Genomic DNA, 16,406 nt, shown 5'->3' on the forward strand with positions numbered 1-16,406 from the left:
AATCGATGTTGCCTTTGTCTATGGAGGGCGGCAGCTGGCAGCCAGAACTTAAAAAATTGTTTCTACTTTTGCTGTTGCCACGATCCGGGCGGAAACAATTTTGCCGGATCGGCTGTTCTTCACCCTGATCACCTCACCTTGACTGCCCCCCTTGAGGGCGATGCCGGATGTGCTGGCGGCAAAGCTGTCACCTTGGGCCACCATCACCACCTGCTGGCCACGTTCCACCATCAGCGGCGGCATCAACTGCTGGGCCTTGATGGGGGAGCCGGCGCGAATGCCCCGGCGGGCTCGCTGGCCGGCAATGGATTCCATGGACATCAGCAGATCCCCGTCGGAGGGCGTCAGTGTGCGTTGCTGCCACCGCAGCTGCGTCGGTTGGATCAGATGACCCGCCATCAGCTTTGCCCGGGTGACGGGCACCCGGGCCTCAACAGAGAGGGTGCCACGAACCAGCAGGGACCATTTGGGGGTGGGGCAGGTGACCCGCCTGTGTTGTCGGCCCACAGGAAAGCGCCCTCGCTCTCCTTCCAACAGCAGTGGCTGAGTGCAGGGGGGCAGGGCAGCGGTCCCCGAAGGGAGTTGGATACGCACCTCACTGTTCAGCCACTGGCCCGGATGTTGCTGTTGCCACAGGCGCACCTCTTCACTAAGGGCGTCATTAACCGCGGAGCGGATCTGCTTTGAGGCGTCCTCGGCGGTCGAGGACAGCGGAAACCCCAACAGCACCAGCAGGGGGAACAGGGAACTTCCGCTTCCGTTAAACCAGGCTTTCAAAGCATATCTCTTTGTTAAATATGAAAATAAAAACCTGGCACGGATTTTGGATTCCAGTGACCAGGACTGTATTAACACGTTACTAGGAGTTGCCATGGCTATCAACCTGGAATCGGCACTGGGACTGCATGCCCAGGGGTTGGATCTGAGGGTGGAGCGCACCAAGATTCTGGCCGCCAATCTGGCCAATGCGGAGACCCCCGGCTACCTGGCCAGAGACATCGATTTCTCCAAGGTGATGCAGGGCTATCAGAGCAGTGGTCAGCTGCAGCGGGAGTATCAGTTGGACTACCGGGTGCCCCACCAGATCGCCGCCGACGGCAACACGGTGGAGCTGGAGCAGGAGCAGGCGCGATTTGCCGCCAACTCCATGGATTTCCAGACCAGCCTCACCTTCCTGAATATGAAGATCAACGGCATTCGCACTGCCATCGAGGGTCAATAACCATGTCGTTCAACCGAATCTACGACATCGCAGGCAGCTCCCTGGCGGCGCAAACCCAGCGGCTGAATACCGTGGCCAGCAACCTGGCCAATGCCGATGCCGCCGCCGCGGATGTCGACCAGGCCTACCGGGCGGTAAAGCCCGTGTTTCGCGCCATCTATGACCAGTTCAATGGCGCCCCTTCCGCCAAGGTAGAGGTGGCGGCCGTGGTGCAGACCGATGCGCCGGTGGAGATGCGCTTTGAGCCGAACCACCCCTACGCCAACGAGGAGGGCTTTGTGGCCTACTCCAACGTGGATACCGTGGCGGAGATGGCGGACATGATGTCGGCCACTCAGAGCTTCGAAGCCAGCGTCAACATCATGAACCGGGCCCGCTCCATGCAGCAGGGCCTGCTGCAACTGGGGAGTAAATAACCATGGCGGTGAATGCCATCAACAGCGCCACTCAGAGTGGCGGTGACAGCAGTCAGATTCAGCCCAACTCTGCGGCGGACCTGAAGAATGAATTCATGACCCTGATGATCGCCCAGATTGAAAATCAGGATCCCACCGACCCTCTGGACGCCAATGAGTACGTGGCCCAGCTGGCCCAGTTCTCCCAGGTGGAGAGCCTGGAGTACATCCGCCAGAACCAGTCTGCCCAGATGACCATGATGGAGAACGCCGCCATCGTTCAGTCCGCCTCGCTGCTGGGCAAGCAGGCGATGGTGCCCGCGGACGGTTTCACCCTCAGCGGTGAGGCGGTGGGCGGCAAACTCTATCTGGAGAACAGCGCCGAGTCGGTGCAGGTGCAGCTGATCGACGACAAGGGTGAGGTGGCCGCCACCCTGGATCTGGGCAGTCAGGGCAAGGGGGATGTGCCCTTTGCCGTGGACCCGCAGAAGCTCGGCCTGGTGGACGGAGAGTACCGTCTCAAGGTGACCGCCACCGCAGGGGACAGCGAACTGCCGGTGAACACCTTTGTTCGCGCCCCCATCGAGAAGATTCACTTTGCCAGCGCCTCAGGAATGATGATGGCGGAGATGGGCAATGGCCTGGGCACCATTTCGGTGCTCAACATCAGCGAAGTCAGCGCCACTGACAGCGCAGTGCAATAAGGATACTGAGGATACTATGTCTTACAACATCGCCATGAGTGGCCTGCGCTCCACCAGCCAGGAGCTGAACACCATCAGCAACAACATCGCCAACGTCTCCACCGCCGGTTTCCGCGGGGCCCGCAGTGAATTTGCCGCCATCTACAACGGCGGACAGGCCGGAGGCGTCTCCATGACCGGCGCCAGCCAGAACTTCTCCCTCAACGGCACCATGAACTACACCGGCCGCTCATTGGACCTGGGGATCCAGGGCAACGGCTTCTTCGTGTTGGGCGCCGACGACGGCACCACCCTCTACAGCCGCGCGGGCATGTTCAACCAGAACGCCGACGGTTATGTGGTGGACCCCTATGGTAACCGCCTCCAGGGCTACCCGGTGAGCAGTGGCGGCACCATCTTGACCGGCTCTGTGGGCGACCTGCAGGTGCAGGCGGGCTCCATTCCTGCCCGGGCCACCACCGAGGTGAACATGACCGCCAATCTGGACGCCAGGGTCAACGCCATCACCGCCCCCTTCGATGCCACCGACGTCAACACCTATCACAGCTCCAACACCGTCTCTGTCTATGACTCCCAGGGCAACAAGCACGCCCTGACCCAGTACTACGTCAAGACCGGCGCCAACAACTGGACGGTGCACTACGCCGTGGATGGCACCACCCTGGCGGACACCAACACCATGAGCTTCGACACCTCCGGCAACCTCACCGCCGGCGGCACCGACGCCCTGACCATCAGCGCGGCCACCCTGGGTACCGGCTCTGCGGATCTGACCCTGGATCTGGCGTGGAACAACACCACCCAGTACGGCGCCGATTACATCACCTCCAAGATTGATCAGAACGGCAACACCTCGGGCGAGATGAAAGGGGTGCGGGTGGCCGAAGACGGCAAGGTGTACTCCACCTACACCAACGGCGAGGAGCGGTTGCAGGGCCAGGTGGTGCTGGCCAACTTCACCAACCCCAATGGCCTGGAAGCGGTGAACAACACCGCCTGGATTGCCAATCAGGAAGCCGGTGATCCGGCCGTCGGTGCGCCGGGCAGTGGCACCCTGGCGGGCGTCTCCGCAGGTTACATCGAAGGCTCCAACGTGGATCTGACCGCCGAGATGGTCAACCTGATGACCGCCCAGCGCAACTACCAGTCCAACGCCAAGGTGCTGACCGCGGCGGACACCATGAACCAGTCCCTGCTTAACGCCATCTAGGTGACCCATGGATAAGTTGCTCTACACCGCCGTCAGCGGCGCCAACCGGGTGATGGCGGCCCAGGCTCTGAAGGCCAACAACCTGGCCAACGTCGACACCAACGGCTTCCGCGCCGATCTGGAGCGGGTTCAGGCGCTGGCGGTCTCCGACACCCGGGTGCTGTCCCAGCTGGGCAGTGCCGGGGTCAGCCGCAAGGCCGGGGAACTGGCCCCCACCGGCCGTACCCTGGATCTGGCCATCGAGGACCAGGGGATGTTTACCCTGCTGACGCCTCAGGGAGAGGCTTACAGCCGGGCCGGTCACCTGGAGCTCGACGCCCTGGGTCAGCTGACCCAGGCGGGGCTGCCGCTGGCGGGCCTGGACGGGCCCATCGTGCTGCCGGAGTACAGGGAGATCTTCGTCGGTGACGACGGCACCATCAGCGTCACCCCGGCCGAGGGCGGGGTGATCGAGGAGGTGGGGCGGCTGAAGCTGGTCAACCCGGACATGGCCCAGATGCGCAAGAGCCTGGATGGGCTGCTGCGTCCGGCAGACGGGGCTCCTCTGGCCGCCGATGACCAGGTCAGGGTGGTCAGCGGTTTCCTCGAGGGGAGCAACGTAGACGCGGTTCAGGAATTGGTGGCCTCCATGGATCTCAGCCGCCAGTTCGAAATCCAGATCAAATTGATGAAGAGTGCGGAAAGCCTGGCCAAGTCCGGTAACCGCCTGCTTAACGACGTATAACAGGGAACAACGCCATGAGTTCAGCACTGTGGATCTCCAAGACCGGCCTGACGGCCCAAGACACCAAGATGACGGCCATCGCCAACAACCTGGCCAACGTCAACACCACCGGCTTCAAGCGGGACCGGGTGGCTTTCAATGATCTCTTCTACCAGGTGCAGCGCCAGCCCGGCGGCCAGGTGGACGAGGTCAATGATCTCCCTTCCGGCTTGCAACTGGGGACCGGGGTGCGGGTGGCGGGAACCCAGAAGGTGTTCACCACCGGCAATCTGGTGACCACCAGCCAGCAACTGGATCTGGGCATCGAAGGGCAGGGGTTCTTCCAGGTGCAGCAGCCCAACGGCGACCTGGGCTACACCAGAGATGGTCAGTTCTACCGTAACGCCGACGGCGAGATGGTGACCGCCGGCGGCCTGCCTCTGGTGCCGGGAATCACCATCCCCGAGGAGGCCCTGACCGTCACCATAGGTTCCGATGGCCGGGTGACCGCCCAGATGGCCGGCCAGGCAGACGCCGAGGAGCTGGGGCAGATCACCCTGGTGAACTTCATCAACCCCACCGGCCTGGAGTCCCGGGGCGACAACCTCTACGCGGAAACCGCCGCGTCCGGGGTGCCCGTTGAAGGCACCGCCGGCGAGCAGGGGATGGGGACCCTGCGCCAGGGCGCCCTGGAGTCCGCCAACGTCAACGTGGTGGAGGAGATGGTGGAGATGATCTCTACCCAGCGCGCCTACGAGATGAATGCCAAGGTGCTGACCGCGTCCGATGAAATGATGCAGTTCCTCAACCAGACGGTGTAAGGAGAGAGAGATGAAAGCCTGGATCGCCCTGTTTGTCCTGTTTCTCGGGGGCTGTGCCTCCCATTTCCCGGCGCCGGCGCCGGTGCCGGATACCCCGACCTGGGCGCCGCCCACGGTGGATTACAGCCTGCCCGCCGCCAAGGACGGCAGCCTCTACCGCCCCGGCTATATGTTGACCCTGTTCAAGGACAAGCGCGCCTTTCGAGAGGGGGACATCCTGACGGTGAACCTGGATGAGCGCACCCAGGCCAGCAAAAAGGCGGACACCTCCACCCGCAAGAGCACCAACCTCAGCGGCCAGGGCGACCTGGCACTCTCTAACGGCAACAGCTACGCCACCAGCGGTTCTCTGGGTACAGGCCATCAGTACAGCGGCAACGGCTCCAGCAGTCAGCAGAACCAGCTGACCGGCTCCATCACGGTCACCGTGGCCAAGGTGCTGCCTAACGGTGTGCTGCTGATCCGCGGCGAGAAGTGGCTTCGTCTGAATCAGGGGGATGAGTACCTGCGCCTGGTGGGTCTGGTGCGCACCGACGACATCGACAACGGCAATACCCTCTCATCACAACGCATCGCCGACGCCCGCATCATCTACGGTGGCAAGGGCGCCATTGCCGACAGCAACAGCATGGGCTGGGCTTCCCGCTACTTCAACAGCCCCTGGTTCCCCATGTAGGAAGGTCTATGAGAATCCTGTTTATTCTTCTGCTCATCCTGTCGCTGCCCCTGCCTCTGGTGGCCGCGTCTCAGACCCGTCAGATGATGGACCTGGTGGATGTGCAGGGGATTCGTGACAACCAGCTGGTGGGCTATGGCCTGGTGGTGGGTCTGACCGGCACCGGCGACAAGAGCCAGGTGAAATTCACCGCCCAGTCCGTGGTCAACATGCTCAAGCAGTTCGGGGTGCAGATCGACGGCACCTCGGACCCCAAGCTGAAGAACGTGGCCGCGGTGGCCATCCACGCCTCGGTGCCGCCCCTGGCCAGCCCGGGCCAGAGCCTGGATGTGACCGTTTCCTCCATCGGTGATGCCAAGAGCCTGCGTGGTGGCTCGCTGCTGATGACCCCGCTGCGAGGGGTCGATGGTGAGGTGTACGCCGTGGCCCAGGGCAACCTGGTGGTGGGCGGGGTCACCGCCGAAGGCCGTGACGGCACCTCGGTGACCATCAATGTGCCTACCGTGGGGACCATCCCCAATGGGGCCCTGCTGGAAGCCTCCATCCCCAGCAGCTTCCAGAGCGGCGGCGACATCGTCCTCAACCTCAAGCATCAGAGTTTCAAGACCGCCCGCAACATCGAGCGGGCCATCAACGACACCTTCGGCCCCGATGTGGCCCGGGCCCAGAGCAACGCCAAGGTGCGGGTTCATGCCCCAGACGATCCTCGCCAGCGGGTCACCTTCATGTCGATGCTGGAGGAGCTTCAGGTGCAGCCGGGGCGTCGACCCGCCCGGGTGGTGTTCAACAGCCGCACCGGCACCGTGGTGATGGGCTCAGATGTGCGGGTGCACAAGGCGGCGGTCAGTCACGGCAATCTGACGGTGGCGATCACCGAGCAGACAGCGGTCAGCCAGCCTGGCGCCTTCTCCGGTGGCAACACCGCGGTGACCAACAACAGCAACATCAACATCGATCAGGGCGACGCCGCCATGTTTGTCTGGCCCGAGGGCACCTCGCTGGACACCATCGTCAAGGCGGTCAACTCCCTGGGCGCTGCGCCGGCGGACCTGATGGCCATTCTCCAGGCCCTGGATGAGGCCGGGGCACTGGACGCAGAGCTGGTGGTGATCTGATGCAGATAAGTTCCAATGGTGGATACCTGAATCGACTGGATGCCGGCCAGCTGATCTCTCAGCACGGCCACAACGGCGCCATCCAGGCGGTGAGCCAGCAGTTTGAAGCCCAGTTCCTGCAGACGGTGCTCAAGCACATGCGGGCGGCGGCGGATGTTCTGGCGGACGAGGAGAGCCCACTCTCCTCCAAAAACAACGCCATCTACCGTGATCTTCACGATGCCGAGCTGTCGCTGACGTTGAGCGGACGGGCTGGCACCGGCCTGGTTCAGGCCCTGACCCGTCAGCTGGGTGGGGAGTTTAAGTCCGAGACGGCGCCGGTCGCTGTGGATAAGCAACCTGTGGTTACCGCTGCCATGCAGCAGGCGGTGATCCTGCCCTTCGTTGCTAAGGAAGCCCGATGACAACCATGTTAAACACCGGCCTGTCCGGGCTGATTGCCAGCCAGGCGGCCCTGTCCGTGACCTCCAACAATATCGCCAATGCCACGGTGGCCGGCTACTCCCGCCAGCAGGTGATGCTGGGCACCGTCGAGGGCGGCGTCTATGGCCGCGGAGTGGCGGTAGAGGGGGTGCGACGCATCGCCGACCAGTACCTGGTGGACCAGGTGTGGAACACCACCACCAGCGCCAGTTTCCAGCAGACCCAGTCCAGCTACTTCAGCCAGGTCGAGCAGGTGTTCGGCTCCGAAGGGTCCAACATCTCCACCGGGCTGGACCAGCTGTTTGCCGCCCTGAACGCCAACCTGCTCTCCCCCAATGACCTGGCGACCCGCCAATCCGTAGTCAATGAGGCCAAGGGACTCTCCCTGAGATTCAACGCCATCAACGACGGCCTGCAGAGCCAGTTCGATCAGGTGGAGAGTCAGTTGCGCGCGTCGGTGGAGCAGTCGAATGTGCAGCTCCATGAGGTGGCCCGCCTCAATGCCGAGGTGAAAGGCCATGGCGGCATCGCCGAGGCGCCGCCGGAGCTGTTGGATGAGCGTGATGCGGTGATCGCCGAACTGGCCAAGCAGCTGGACCTGACGGTGTCCGAGAACCACGATGGCACCCTGAATCTGGCCCTCACCCAGGGCCAGCCGCTGGTGGTGGGCAGCCATGCCGCCAAGCTGTCCATGGCTCCGGACCCGGCCAAGCCGGAGTTTGGCCGTTTGAGCGTGGCGCTGGAGGGGGCAGAGTTCGCCATCGACGAGTCCGTGGGCGGCAGCATCGGCGGTTTGCTGGATTACCGGGACAACAGCCTGGTGGACTCCAAGGCGTTTATCGATGATCTGGCCGCCCAGGTGGCCGATGAGATGAATACGGTGCTCTCGGCGGGCACCGACCTGAATGGCGCCGCGCCGACCCAGGATCTGTTCAGCTACGACCCCCTGAACCCGGCCGGTACCCTGCGGGTGACCCCGGGGTTTACCGCCGACAAGCTGGCGTTCGGCCAGGATGGTACGCCGGGGGACAACAGCAACCTCAAGGAGCTGGTGGCCCTGGCAGACAAAACCCTCACCTTCGGTTCCCTGGGGATGGACGCGACCCTGGGAGACGCATTTGCCTCCAAGCTGGGGGAGCTGGGTTCCCGCAGTCAGCAGGCCAAGCTGGATGCCGACTCCTCCTTGCAGGCTCAGCGCCGCGCTCAGGGGGAGTGGGCCGGGGTCAGCGGCGTCAACCTGGATGAGGAGGGGGCGAACCTCATCCTCTATCAGCAGGCCTACCAGGCCAATGCCAAGGTGATCTCCACCGCCGATCAACTGTTTCAGACCGTGCTGCAAGCCTTCTAAGGAGCCCTGATGCGCATCTCCACCCAACTGCTGTACAACAACAACCTGCACAGCATGCAGAACGGGGCCGCCGAGCTGGGGGACCTTCTGCAGAAGATGTCCAACGGCAAGCGCATTCAGCGCCCCTCCGATGATCCCATTGGCGCGGTCCAGGTGCTGACGGTGCAGCGGGACCAGGCCGCCACCAGCCAGTTTGTCGACAACATCGGTGCCCTGAGCGACAGCCTGGACCGCAACGAAAGTTATCTGACGTCGATGATCGATCTGCAAAACCGCATGCGGCAGATCGTCACCGCCGCCGGTAACGGCACCCTCTCCCCCGAGGACAGGGAGGCCTATGCCGATGAGCTGGAGACCCTGAAAGACGCCTTGGTGGACCTGGCCAACGCCAAGGATGACAAGGGCAACTTCCTGTTTGCCGGCAACAGCACCACTACCGCGCCGATTCAGCTCGATGGCGCCGGAGATTATGTCTACAGGGGCGATAACAAGACCCGTGAGGTGCAGGTGTCGGACTCCACCTGGGTCACCGCCAACAACCATGGGGAGGACCTGTTCTTTTCCGGCGGCGGCAAGGATATCTTCAACGCCCTGGACGATTACGTCGAGGTGCTCAGGGATCCCACGCTCTCCCCGGGGAATCCGGGATTTGACGGGGAGCAGGACGCCATCATGGGATCTCTGGATCAGGCCCTGACCAGCATCAGTGCCGCGGTGACCACCATAGGCGGGCGTCAGAACAGCCTCAGCCTGATCGAAACCTCTCATCAGGACATGATGCTGTTCAACAAACAACTGGTGGGCGAGGTGGAGGGGCTGGACTATGCCGAGGCCCAGAGCCGTTACCAGAGTTCCCTGGTGGCGTTGCAGGTGACCCAGGAGAGCTTCGTCAAGATCAGCCAGCTTTCCCTGTTCAACGAGATGTAACCCATGCTCTCTGCCATCCGCGATACCCAGATCTCCCCCCTGTCTCACCAGCCCAGGCTCAATGGCCTGGGCAGTGCGCCGACGGTCAATGCCAGTGCCCAGAGCCGGCCGGTGCCCGCCACGCCGCTCTCCAAACACAGGTTGCTGTGCTACGACCGTTGGGAGCGGATCAGCCGCGGCCATCATCAGGTGCTCTACGCCCAGGCGGCGGAGGAGACCCTGATGCAGCAGTGGCGCCGAGGCCGTAAGCTGCAGCAGATGATGAGCCAGGCCCTGTCACAGGGCTCCCTGGCTCAGGCCGCGGAGATGGAGCGGCTCAGGCGGCAGATGCTGGGTCGCCGGGGCAGTTTTGCCGGCAAAGCGCTTCTGGACCACAGGCTGGAGCCGGTGGCCGAACGGGGGGCCTCCTCACCCAGGTTGTGTCAGCTCAAATCTGTGGACCTGCTCAGCGCCAAGGACAGGGCCGAGGCCATTGATCTTCGCATCGGTGACCTCTGGTTGCAGTTGCCACTGCCTGCGGATGGCACGCCGCAGAAGCAGTTGGCGGTGGTACAGCGAGCGTTGTCCCAGTGCGGCATCGAAGCCAGCTCAGTGGAGGGGCAGTTGCAGTTTGCCCTGCCAGACGTACTCTGGCAGCGCCTCGACGGTCACTGGTGGATGCGAGGCCAGGGGCAGAGGCTGCCCGCGGGTGAGCTGCGTGGAATCAAGCTGGTGGAGTTACACCATTGGCAGGATCCCCGAGGGTGGATACTCAATGACCTGCAGGGGATAAAGGACTCTCTTCCCAGGGTTCAGGGGGTGGTGGCCAAACTGGCTCGTCTGCTTAAGCAGATGCGCCATGCTCTGGAGCTGGCGTCAGAACGGCTGTTGGGGGAGAGGGGCGGCTTGCAGCTTCAGGAGTTGTCCGAGCAACTGGACTCCCTGAGCCAACTGCTTCAGCCCCAGGGATTTGGCCGCAGAATGCAGAACCTGATGGCTCAGGCCAACACCAGCCGTAACCAGACTCAGGCACTGCTTTACTGAAACTGGCGGCGAAACTCGTCGCACTCCTGTTGACTGACCATGCCACTGCTTTTCAGTTGCTCGAGGTGGCTCTCCAGCCTGTGCAGATGCTCTTCGGTCAGTGGGGCCAGCCCCTTGCCCAGTTTGAGATGACGATAGAGCAGTCCGCCCCCAAGGGCAGCCAACAGCAGTATCACTATGGTGGTCATGGGTGTCACTCTCTTTAGCGGTTCTACGGCGTCGAAACTTTGCGCATTCTCTCACGTTGCCCCCCAGTAAATCAATCAAAAAACTCTTTAAATTCATTGCCTAAGCTCGATCTCGATGATCATTTCTGATCCCTGGGGAGGATCCGGGATCATCCAGGATTTTCCCCTGTGACGGTTTAAGTTTGCCGGTGTCCGGGTCGCCCTTTGAATCAGGCAGACCCGGCAGGAGGCAGGGCGGAAGAGTCGCTTCCCTTCCGCCGTCGTCCCTGAGGGCAGCGGGGAGAGAATTTCCGCCGCTATTAACATAACTGTCAGAAACGTAGGGAAAATATGCAGTGGCATGAAACTAGCATGCCAGTGGGTTCAATCTTGAGGAGACGCGCATGATTTCCGGAATGTCGGCGGCACAGTGGGCCGAGCAGTTGGTGGCCGTGGAGCGCAGCGGCAAAGATCAGCTCTACAGCACCAGAAAGAGCGACTACCAGGCCGAGCTTGATGCCTACAAGCTGCTGGAGTCGTCGCTGAAGCAGATGACGGCCGATCTGGATGCCCTGAGCGATGATGCCTTTAACGCCAAGAGCGGAACCATCAGTGATGAGAGCATCGCCAAGGTGACCGTGGCGCCCGATGCCCCGGCGGGAAATTACAACCTCAAGGTCAACCAGTTGGCCCAGGCCAACCAGAAATCCGCCAGTTTTGCCTCAGAGGAGGCATTGATCCCCACCACCGGGATTTTCGAGATCGAGGTGGATGGCGAGGTGCTGACCATCGATTTTTCGGTGATCAACCCCTCCGGTACCGGCACCGTGTCCGGCCTGAGGGATTACATCAACGACAACGCGGCCAGCCTCGGTGTACAGGCGTCCCTGATGCGCAAAGGGGATGGCAGCGTCGAACTGCTGCTGACCTCCAAGGAGAGCGGCACCGCCAACCAGATACAGATCAACCAGGACGATGGTGGTTTCGGCTTCAACGACCTGGTGGCCGCCCAGGATGCCCAGTTCGAACTCAATGGCGTGGCCATCACCAGTTCCACCAATTACGTGGAGGAGGTGATAGACGGCGTTGACCTCGAATTGACCGAGGCCCATAAGGCCGGTGAGTCCAGCACCATCAGTGTGGGGTATGACACCGACAAGACCCTGGACTCTGTGAAGGAGTTTGTCTCCTCCTACAACAAGCTGATGAGCGAGATCACCGGACTGACCCAGAGCCTGGGGGCCGGCTCCGAGGTGGAATCCGACATCGGCAAGGACGATGAGGAGGACAAGGAGGAGGTCAAGAGACTTGAGGAGGACCAGCTGGGGGTGCTCAAGGGCGATTCCAGCATCCGCATGCTGAAAAACCGCCTCAACAACGCGCTGTTTCCCGCGACAGACAACGGCATGCGCCTCTCCGACATCGGCATCGAACTGGACCGTAACGGCAAGATGAAGCTGGACGAGGAGAAGCTGGAGCAGGCGCTCAAGGGCGACTCCGCCAAGGTGCAGGAGATGTTCACCTCCAACAACGGTTACGTAAACCGACTGGACGGCATCATCGATCCCTTCACCGAACGCAACGGTTTCATCGACACCAAACAGGACAACCTGGACTCGCGGGTGGAGCGGCTCGAAGACGACATGACGCGGCACGATTATCAGATGCAGCAAGCCTATCAACGTTATCTGGCGCAGTTCACCGCCATGGAGCAGTACATCAACTCCATGAACGCCAGCGCCGGATTGTTCTACTAACGGAAGATCACATGTTACAGGAACAGGACCCATTCAACGCCTACAAGCAGACCTCCCTAGATGCCCGGGCAGCGGCCGCCAATCAGCACGAGATGGTGCGTATGCTGCTCGATGGCCTGCTGGAGGAGCTCTCCCGGGCCGAAGGCCACATCCACGCCCGTCAGATCGAGAAGAAGGGTCACTCGGTGCAGCGATGCATCAACATCGTCCAGGGGCTGGACTCCATGCTGGATCTGGAGAGCGGGGGTGAGGTGGCCATGAACCTGCATCAGCTCTATGACTTCTGCAGCAGGCAGCTGCTGACCACCAGCATCCGCAACGACGCAGAGCTGCTGGTACCTGTGGTGAAGGTGGTTGGAGAGATACGTGAAGGCTGGGAAAACCTCAACTGAGCAGTGGCATCGCTTTGGTCTGGCCCTGCAGAAGTTCGCCGCAGAGCAGGACTGGGCCCGTGTGGCTCAGATAGACAGCAAGATGCAGCAACGGCTCAGAGCCCAGGGCAAGCCCTCCGATGAGGAGGAGCTCCAGGCTCGCAAGGCGCTGGCTCAGATTCACCATCAGGTACTGGGGCAGCTGATCTCCGCCAGGGATCTCCTGGCCGAGGAGATGGACAGATTTCAACAGCAGCGGGAGGGCATCAATGCCTACCGCAGAACGGAGTTAAGTGTTGAACCCGATAATCACTAGCTTGCCGGGCATCTCACCAGCCCTGGGGGCTCCCTCCCAGGGCGGTGGCGTCGGCGACCTCCCCAGCTTTGCCACCTTGTGGCCTGCCTATGCAGAGCCGGGGTCTCAGCTCGGCGCGCCCGGCGATGGCCAAACCGGAGCAGTGGCCACCCTCTACGGTCAGCGGGTGGAGGCGAGCCCGTTTTCGCCTGACCAGCAGCGTCAGGGGGACGGCCCGGACACCGAGGAGGCCACCGACGTCGACCCGTTGGCGGCCGCGCAGGCCAGCCAGAGTCAGGGTGCGCTGGCTGGCCATCGGGCGCTGCCCCAGCCGGGCGCGAGCGCAAAGTGGCAGCTCTACGCCACCCAAACCTGGCCTGGCGATGGTCAGCAGGACGGCTCAGCCCCCCTGGTCAGCACTCTGACTGCTGCGATTCGGCCGGGGCCGTCCGGTCATAACAGCCAATCCTTGGGGCAGGCAGTTCCTCAGTCGGCGCCGACGTTCGCGCCGGAGCCCGTCTCTTTTCCGGCCCAAAAGATGAACACAGCAGCGGTGCAGGGGCAGGCCGCCACAGCCTCGGTGGGCGCCTCTTTGGAGGACAACCTGGGGGCCTGGCGGCCTCTCACCGGCCGTGCCGTTACCCAGGTGTCGGCCACCGAGCTGGCTTTTCCGCTTGCCGAAGGGGAGAAGCGAACGGCTGAGGTTCCCGCCCCGGCCTTCGCACAGGTGTCCAGCGGCAGAGGCAGCCAGTGGGGGCCGGTCTCTCTGGATGTCTCGGCAGGCACCGACAGCCTGGGCAGGCAGATGCTGGCCCCGTTGAAGGAGCAACTGCGATTCAGCGTGGACCATGGCATCACCAAGGCCGAAGTCAGGCTTGACCCGCCTGAGCTGGGGCGCATCGACCTCAGCGTGCGCCACGAAGGAGACCGAGTGACCGTCCAGCTGACCGCCGCCAACCCGGCAGTGCGAGAGGCCCTCGCCCTGGGCGCGGAGCGCCTGCGCAGCGAGATGGCCCAGGGGCTGGGGGGAGAGGTTCAGGTGGATGTGGGGCAGGGCGCCCCGCAAGAGAAACAACAACCAGAGTATCCGGGAAGGAGTGCGCCCATGATGGCCGCCCTGGACCCGGCGGTGGAGCAACCCGCTACCGAGCGGGATCTCATCGATATGTTGGCTTAAAGGTAGGGGTAACGTAATGGCGATGTCGACCGGAGTTAAACGGTTACTTCAAGTGTGCGTGCTGCTGGTGTGGTCCGGGGCCATGGTCATCGTGGGTGTAGTGGGGATCGGCAAAACCGACGATCTCGAACTGCCCTTTGGCCTGGGCGTGGCGGCGCCGGAGCCGGATAAGTTCTATCCCCTGGACAAGCTGGTGATCTCCCTGCCCGGGGAGCGCTACCCCAGGTACCTGCTGCTGGAGATGGCGTTGCAAAGCCCCAGCCAGGAGATTGAGAGCAAGCTGATCGCCAGCGATCCGCTGCTCAAGAACACCATGATCAAGCTGATGGGCAACAAGAAACTGGATGAACTGAACAGCACCTCCAACATGGAGAAGCTGCAAGGTGAAGCCAAGGTGGCGCTGCAGGAGGTGCTGACCAACCACGGTTTCGACATTCAGCTGGATGCGGTGCTCTTTACCCGTCTGGTGGTTCAGTAGGAGGGGGTATGTTGGCACAAGCGCACAGTTATCAGACCGACGCCCGAGAAGGCAGCGAATCGGCCCAGCTCAGCCAGTTCCTGCCCCTGGTTAAGCGGGCGGTCAACCAGCTGCGCAGCCATTGTGGCAGCCAGCTGGAACCTCAGGACATGGAACAGATAGGGATGATGGCGCTGCTGGACTCCCTGCGCCGCTATCCGGGGGAGCTGGACGGCGGTTTCATCAACTTTGCCTCCAAGCGGATTCGCGGCGCCATCCTGGATGAACTCAGGCGGCTGGACTGGCGCCCGCGCCCGGTTCGTCAGCAGGCCCATGAGTTTAACGATGTGGTTCGTCGCCTCTCCCGGGAGCTGGGGCGCCCCCCCAGGGACAGCGAAGTGGCCGAAGCGATGGAGCTGACGCCGGCCCAGCTCAGAGAGCGGCTCTACGCCAGTCAGGCAGAGTCGATGCAGAGCCTGGATGAGCTGTTCCAGAACGGGGTGGAGCCCGATGGCAGCCCGGATGGACAGAAGCGCTTTATCGACAAACGCACCCTGGTGAAAGCCCTGGGCAAATTGAACAAGAGGGAGCAGCTGGTGCTGGGCCTCTACTACCAGCATGAACTCAACCTCAAGGAGATCGCCCTGACTCTCAACCTGACCGAATCCCGGGTGTGCCAGTTGCATAAGGCCGCAGTCAAACAGCTCCGGGAAGTTTTGATGACCTGGCAGACTCAGATGGAGAGGCAGCGCCCATGAAGAAGATGATCGGTTTTGTCGGCCTGCTCCTGGCCGTGTTTGGTGGATACGCCTCCCACGGCGGTAACCTGGGCAACCTGTGGCAACCCGCAGAGATGGTGATCATCTTCGGTGCCGGCTTCGGTGCCCTGTTTATCGCCAACCCCACCGATGTGATCCGCGACATGATTCACCAGCTCAAGGAGATGTGGAATCAGGAGAAGGAGGATCCTGAGCTCTATCCTCAGCTATTCGGCCTGATGCATGTGCTCCTGAGTCAGCTGCAGTCCCAGGGGATGAAGGTACTGGATGAGCACATCGAAGCGCCCCATGAGAGCTCCATGTTCCTGATGTACCCCGCGGTGCTCAAACAGCCCGAGCTGCTGCAATTCACCGTGGATAACCTGCGGATGCAGTCCATGGCCAAGGTGGCGCCCCACGATCTCGAGGCGTTGCTGGAGGAGGAGATAGAGAGGCTCCACGAGGATCATCTGCGACCCTCTGAAGCGCTGTCCAAGGTGGCAGAGGCGATGCCAGGCTTTGGCATTCTGGCGGCGGTGATGGGGATCATCATCACCATGGGCAGCATCGACGGTCCGCTGACCATGATTGGGGTCAAGGTGGCGGCCGCGTTGGTGGGGACCTTTATCGGTATCTTCGCCTGCTACTGCATGTTCGACCCCCTGGCCACCGCCCTGGAGCATCAGGTGGACAGACAGACCGCCAGGCTGCGCTGCATGGCGGCGATCCTGGTGATGCACGCCAAGGGCAAACCGCCGTTGCTGGCCATCGATGCAGGCCGTCGTAAGATTCAGCAGGAGAACCGGCCCAGCTTCATCGAGGTGGAGCGTTGGCTGGAGGCCCAACAGCTGTGAGTC

The 16,406-nt window shown here is 62.3% G+C and carries 21 protein-coding genes; 19 read left to right on the top strand and 2 right to left on the bottom strand.

Features of this window, described 5'->3' with window-relative positions; genetic code table 11:
* Window positions 1-48: 48 nt before the first annotated feature.
* Window positions 49-777 carry a flagellar basal body P-ring formation chaperone FlgA gene (gene flgA, locus G505_RS0107120; protein ID WP_028108948.1) on the bottom strand — a complete coding sequence of 243 codons (729 nt, stop codon included), beginning with the start codon at window positions 775-777 and terminating at the stop codon, window positions 49-51.
* A 94-nt stretch (window positions 778-871) separates the two neighbouring features.
* Here flgA and G505_RS0107125 point away from each other — a divergent pair, with 94 nt between their 5' ends.
* From G505_RS0107125 to G505_RS0107180, 12 genes are read left to right on the top strand one after another with little or no spacing between them, the layout of a single operon-like run.
* Entirely contained in the window at window positions 872-1,222 is a 351-nt protein-coding gene (locus tag G505_RS0107125; protein WP_028108949.1) for a flagellar basal body protein, read from the top strand.
* Window positions 1,223-1,224: 2 nt separating this feature from the next.
* Complete coding sequence (gene flgC / locus G505_RS0107130; RefSeq protein WP_028108950.1) at window positions 1,225-1,638, top strand: flagellar basal body rod protein FlgC; 414 nt, start codon at window positions 1,225-1,227, stop codon at window positions 1,636-1,638.
* A 2-nt stretch (window positions 1,639-1,640) separates the two neighbouring features.
* On the top strand, window positions 1,641-2,321 hold the full coding sequence (locus G505_RS0107135) for a flagellar hook assembly protein FlgD (RefSeq protein ID WP_035385150.1): 681 nt from the start codon (window positions 1,641-1,643) through the stop codon (window positions 2,319-2,321).
* Window positions 2,322-2,337: 16 nt separating this feature from the next.
* A complete protein-coding gene (gene flgE, locus G505_RS0107140; RefSeq protein WP_028108952.1) occupies window positions 2,338-3,531 on the top strand; it encodes a flagellar hook protein FlgE in 1,194 nt (397 codons plus the stop codon).
* A 7-nt stretch (window positions 3,532-3,538) separates the two neighbouring features.
* Window positions 3,539-4,255 carry a flagellar basal body rod protein FlgF gene (locus G505_RS0107145; protein ID WP_028108953.1) on the top strand — a complete coding sequence of 239 codons (717 nt, stop codon included), beginning with the start codon at window positions 3,539-3,541 and terminating at the stop codon, window positions 4,253-4,255.
* A gap of 14 nt (window positions 4,256-4,269) precedes the next feature.
* On the top strand, window positions 4,270-5,055 hold the full coding sequence (gene flgG / locus G505_RS0107150; protein WP_028108954.1) for a flagellar basal-body rod protein FlgG: 786 nt from the start codon (window positions 4,270-4,272) through the stop codon (window positions 5,053-5,055).
* 10 nt (window positions 5,056-5,065) lie between these two features.
* Entirely contained in the window at window positions 5,066-5,731 is a 666-nt protein-coding gene (gene flgH / locus G505_RS0107155) for a flagellar basal body L-ring protein FlgH (protein WP_028108955.1), read from the top strand.
* Between the two features lie 8 nt (window positions 5,732-5,739).
* The gene (locus G505_RS0107160; protein ID WP_035385151.1) at window positions 5,740-6,846 is read left to right on the top strand and encodes a flagellar basal body P-ring protein FlgI; all 1,107 of its coding nucleotides are present in this window, start codon (window positions 5,740-5,742) and stop codon (window positions 6,844-6,846) included.
* Window positions 6,846-7,250 (top strand): rod-binding protein, encoded by a 405-nt coding sequence (locus G505_RS0107165; protein ID WP_028108957.1) that lies wholly within the window; start codon window positions 6,846-6,848, stop codon window positions 7,248-7,250. Before G505_RS0107160 ends, G505_RS0107165 begins: the two co-directional genes overlap by 1 nt.
* The gene (gene flgK / locus G505_RS0107170; RefSeq protein WP_028108958.1) at window positions 7,247-8,617 is read left to right on the top strand and encodes a flagellar hook-associated protein FlgK; all 1,371 of its coding nucleotides are present in this window, start codon (window positions 7,247-7,249) and stop codon (window positions 8,615-8,617) included. Before G505_RS0107165 ends, flgK begins: the two co-directional genes overlap by 4 nt.
* A 9-nt stretch (window positions 8,618-8,626) precedes the next feature.
* On the top strand, window positions 8,627-9,544 hold the full coding sequence (gene flgL, locus G505_RS0107175; protein WP_028108959.1) for a flagellar hook-associated protein FlgL: 918 nt from the start codon (window positions 8,627-8,629) through the stop codon (window positions 9,542-9,544).
* 3 nt (window positions 9,545-9,547) lie between these two features.
* Window positions 9,548-10,567, top strand: coding sequence for a hypothetical protein (locus tag G505_RS0107180; RefSeq protein WP_028108960.1), 1,020 nt, complete (start codon window positions 9,548-9,550; stop codon window positions 10,565-10,567).
* Here the strand turns inward: G505_RS0107180 and G505_RS0107185 are convergent.
* Complete coding sequence (locus tag G505_RS0107185; protein WP_028108961.1) at window positions 10,561-10,755, bottom strand: hypothetical protein; 195 nt, start codon at window positions 10,753-10,755, stop codon at window positions 10,561-10,563. The genes G505_RS0107180 and G505_RS0107185 overlap by 7 nt on opposite strands.
* 383 nt (window positions 10,756-11,138) lie before the next feature.
* Here G505_RS0107185 and fliD point away from each other — a divergent pair, with 383 nt between their 5' ends.
* From fliD to motA, 7 genes are read left to right on the top strand one after another with little or no spacing between them, the layout of a single operon-like run.
* Entirely contained in the window at window positions 11,139-12,491 is a 1,353-nt protein-coding gene (gene fliD / locus G505_RS0107190) for a flagellar filament capping protein FliD (RefSeq protein WP_028108962.1), read from the top strand.
* 11 nt (window positions 12,492-12,502) lie between these two features.
* On the top strand, window positions 12,503-12,883 hold the full coding sequence (fliS, locus tag G505_RS0107195) for a flagellar export chaperone FliS (protein ID WP_028108963.1): 381 nt from the start codon (window positions 12,503-12,505) through the stop codon (window positions 12,881-12,883).
* A complete protein-coding gene (locus G505_RS0107200; RefSeq protein ID WP_035385152.1) occupies window positions 12,858-13,178 on the top strand; it encodes a hypothetical protein in 321 nt (106 codons plus the stop codon). The genes fliS and G505_RS0107200 overlap by 26 nt, the downstream gene beginning before the upstream one ends.
* On the top strand, window positions 13,159-14,334 hold the full coding sequence (locus G505_RS22370) for a flagellar hook-length control protein FliK (RefSeq protein ID WP_157509093.1): 1,176 nt from the start codon (window positions 13,159-13,161) through the stop codon (window positions 14,332-14,334). The genes G505_RS0107200 and G505_RS22370 overlap by 20 nt, the downstream gene beginning before the upstream one ends.
* A gap of 22 nt (window positions 14,335-14,356) precedes the next feature.
* Entirely contained in the window at window positions 14,357-14,812 is a 456-nt protein-coding gene (locus tag G505_RS0107210; protein WP_169628194.1) for a flagellar basal body-associated FliL family protein, read from the top strand.
* Between the two features lie 8 nt (window positions 14,813-14,820).
* Window positions 14,821-15,549, top strand: coding sequence for an RNA polymerase sigma factor FliA (locus tag G505_RS20810; RefSeq protein ID WP_035385153.1), 729 nt, complete (start codon window positions 14,821-14,823; stop codon window positions 15,547-15,549).
* Entirely contained in the window at window positions 15,546-16,403 is an 858-nt protein-coding gene (gene motA / locus G505_RS0107220) for a flagellar motor stator protein MotA (protein ID WP_028108966.1), read from the top strand. Before G505_RS20810 ends, motA begins: the two co-directional genes overlap by 4 nt.
* The last annotated feature ends 3 nt before the right edge of the window (window positions 16,404-16,406 follow it).

Origin of the sequence: Ferrimonas futtsuensis DSM 18154 (assembly GCF_000422645.1) — a bacterium.
Taxonomy (GTDB): domain Bacteria; phylum Pseudomonadota; class Gammaproteobacteria; order Enterobacterales; family Shewanellaceae; genus Ferrimonas; species Ferrimonas futtsuensis.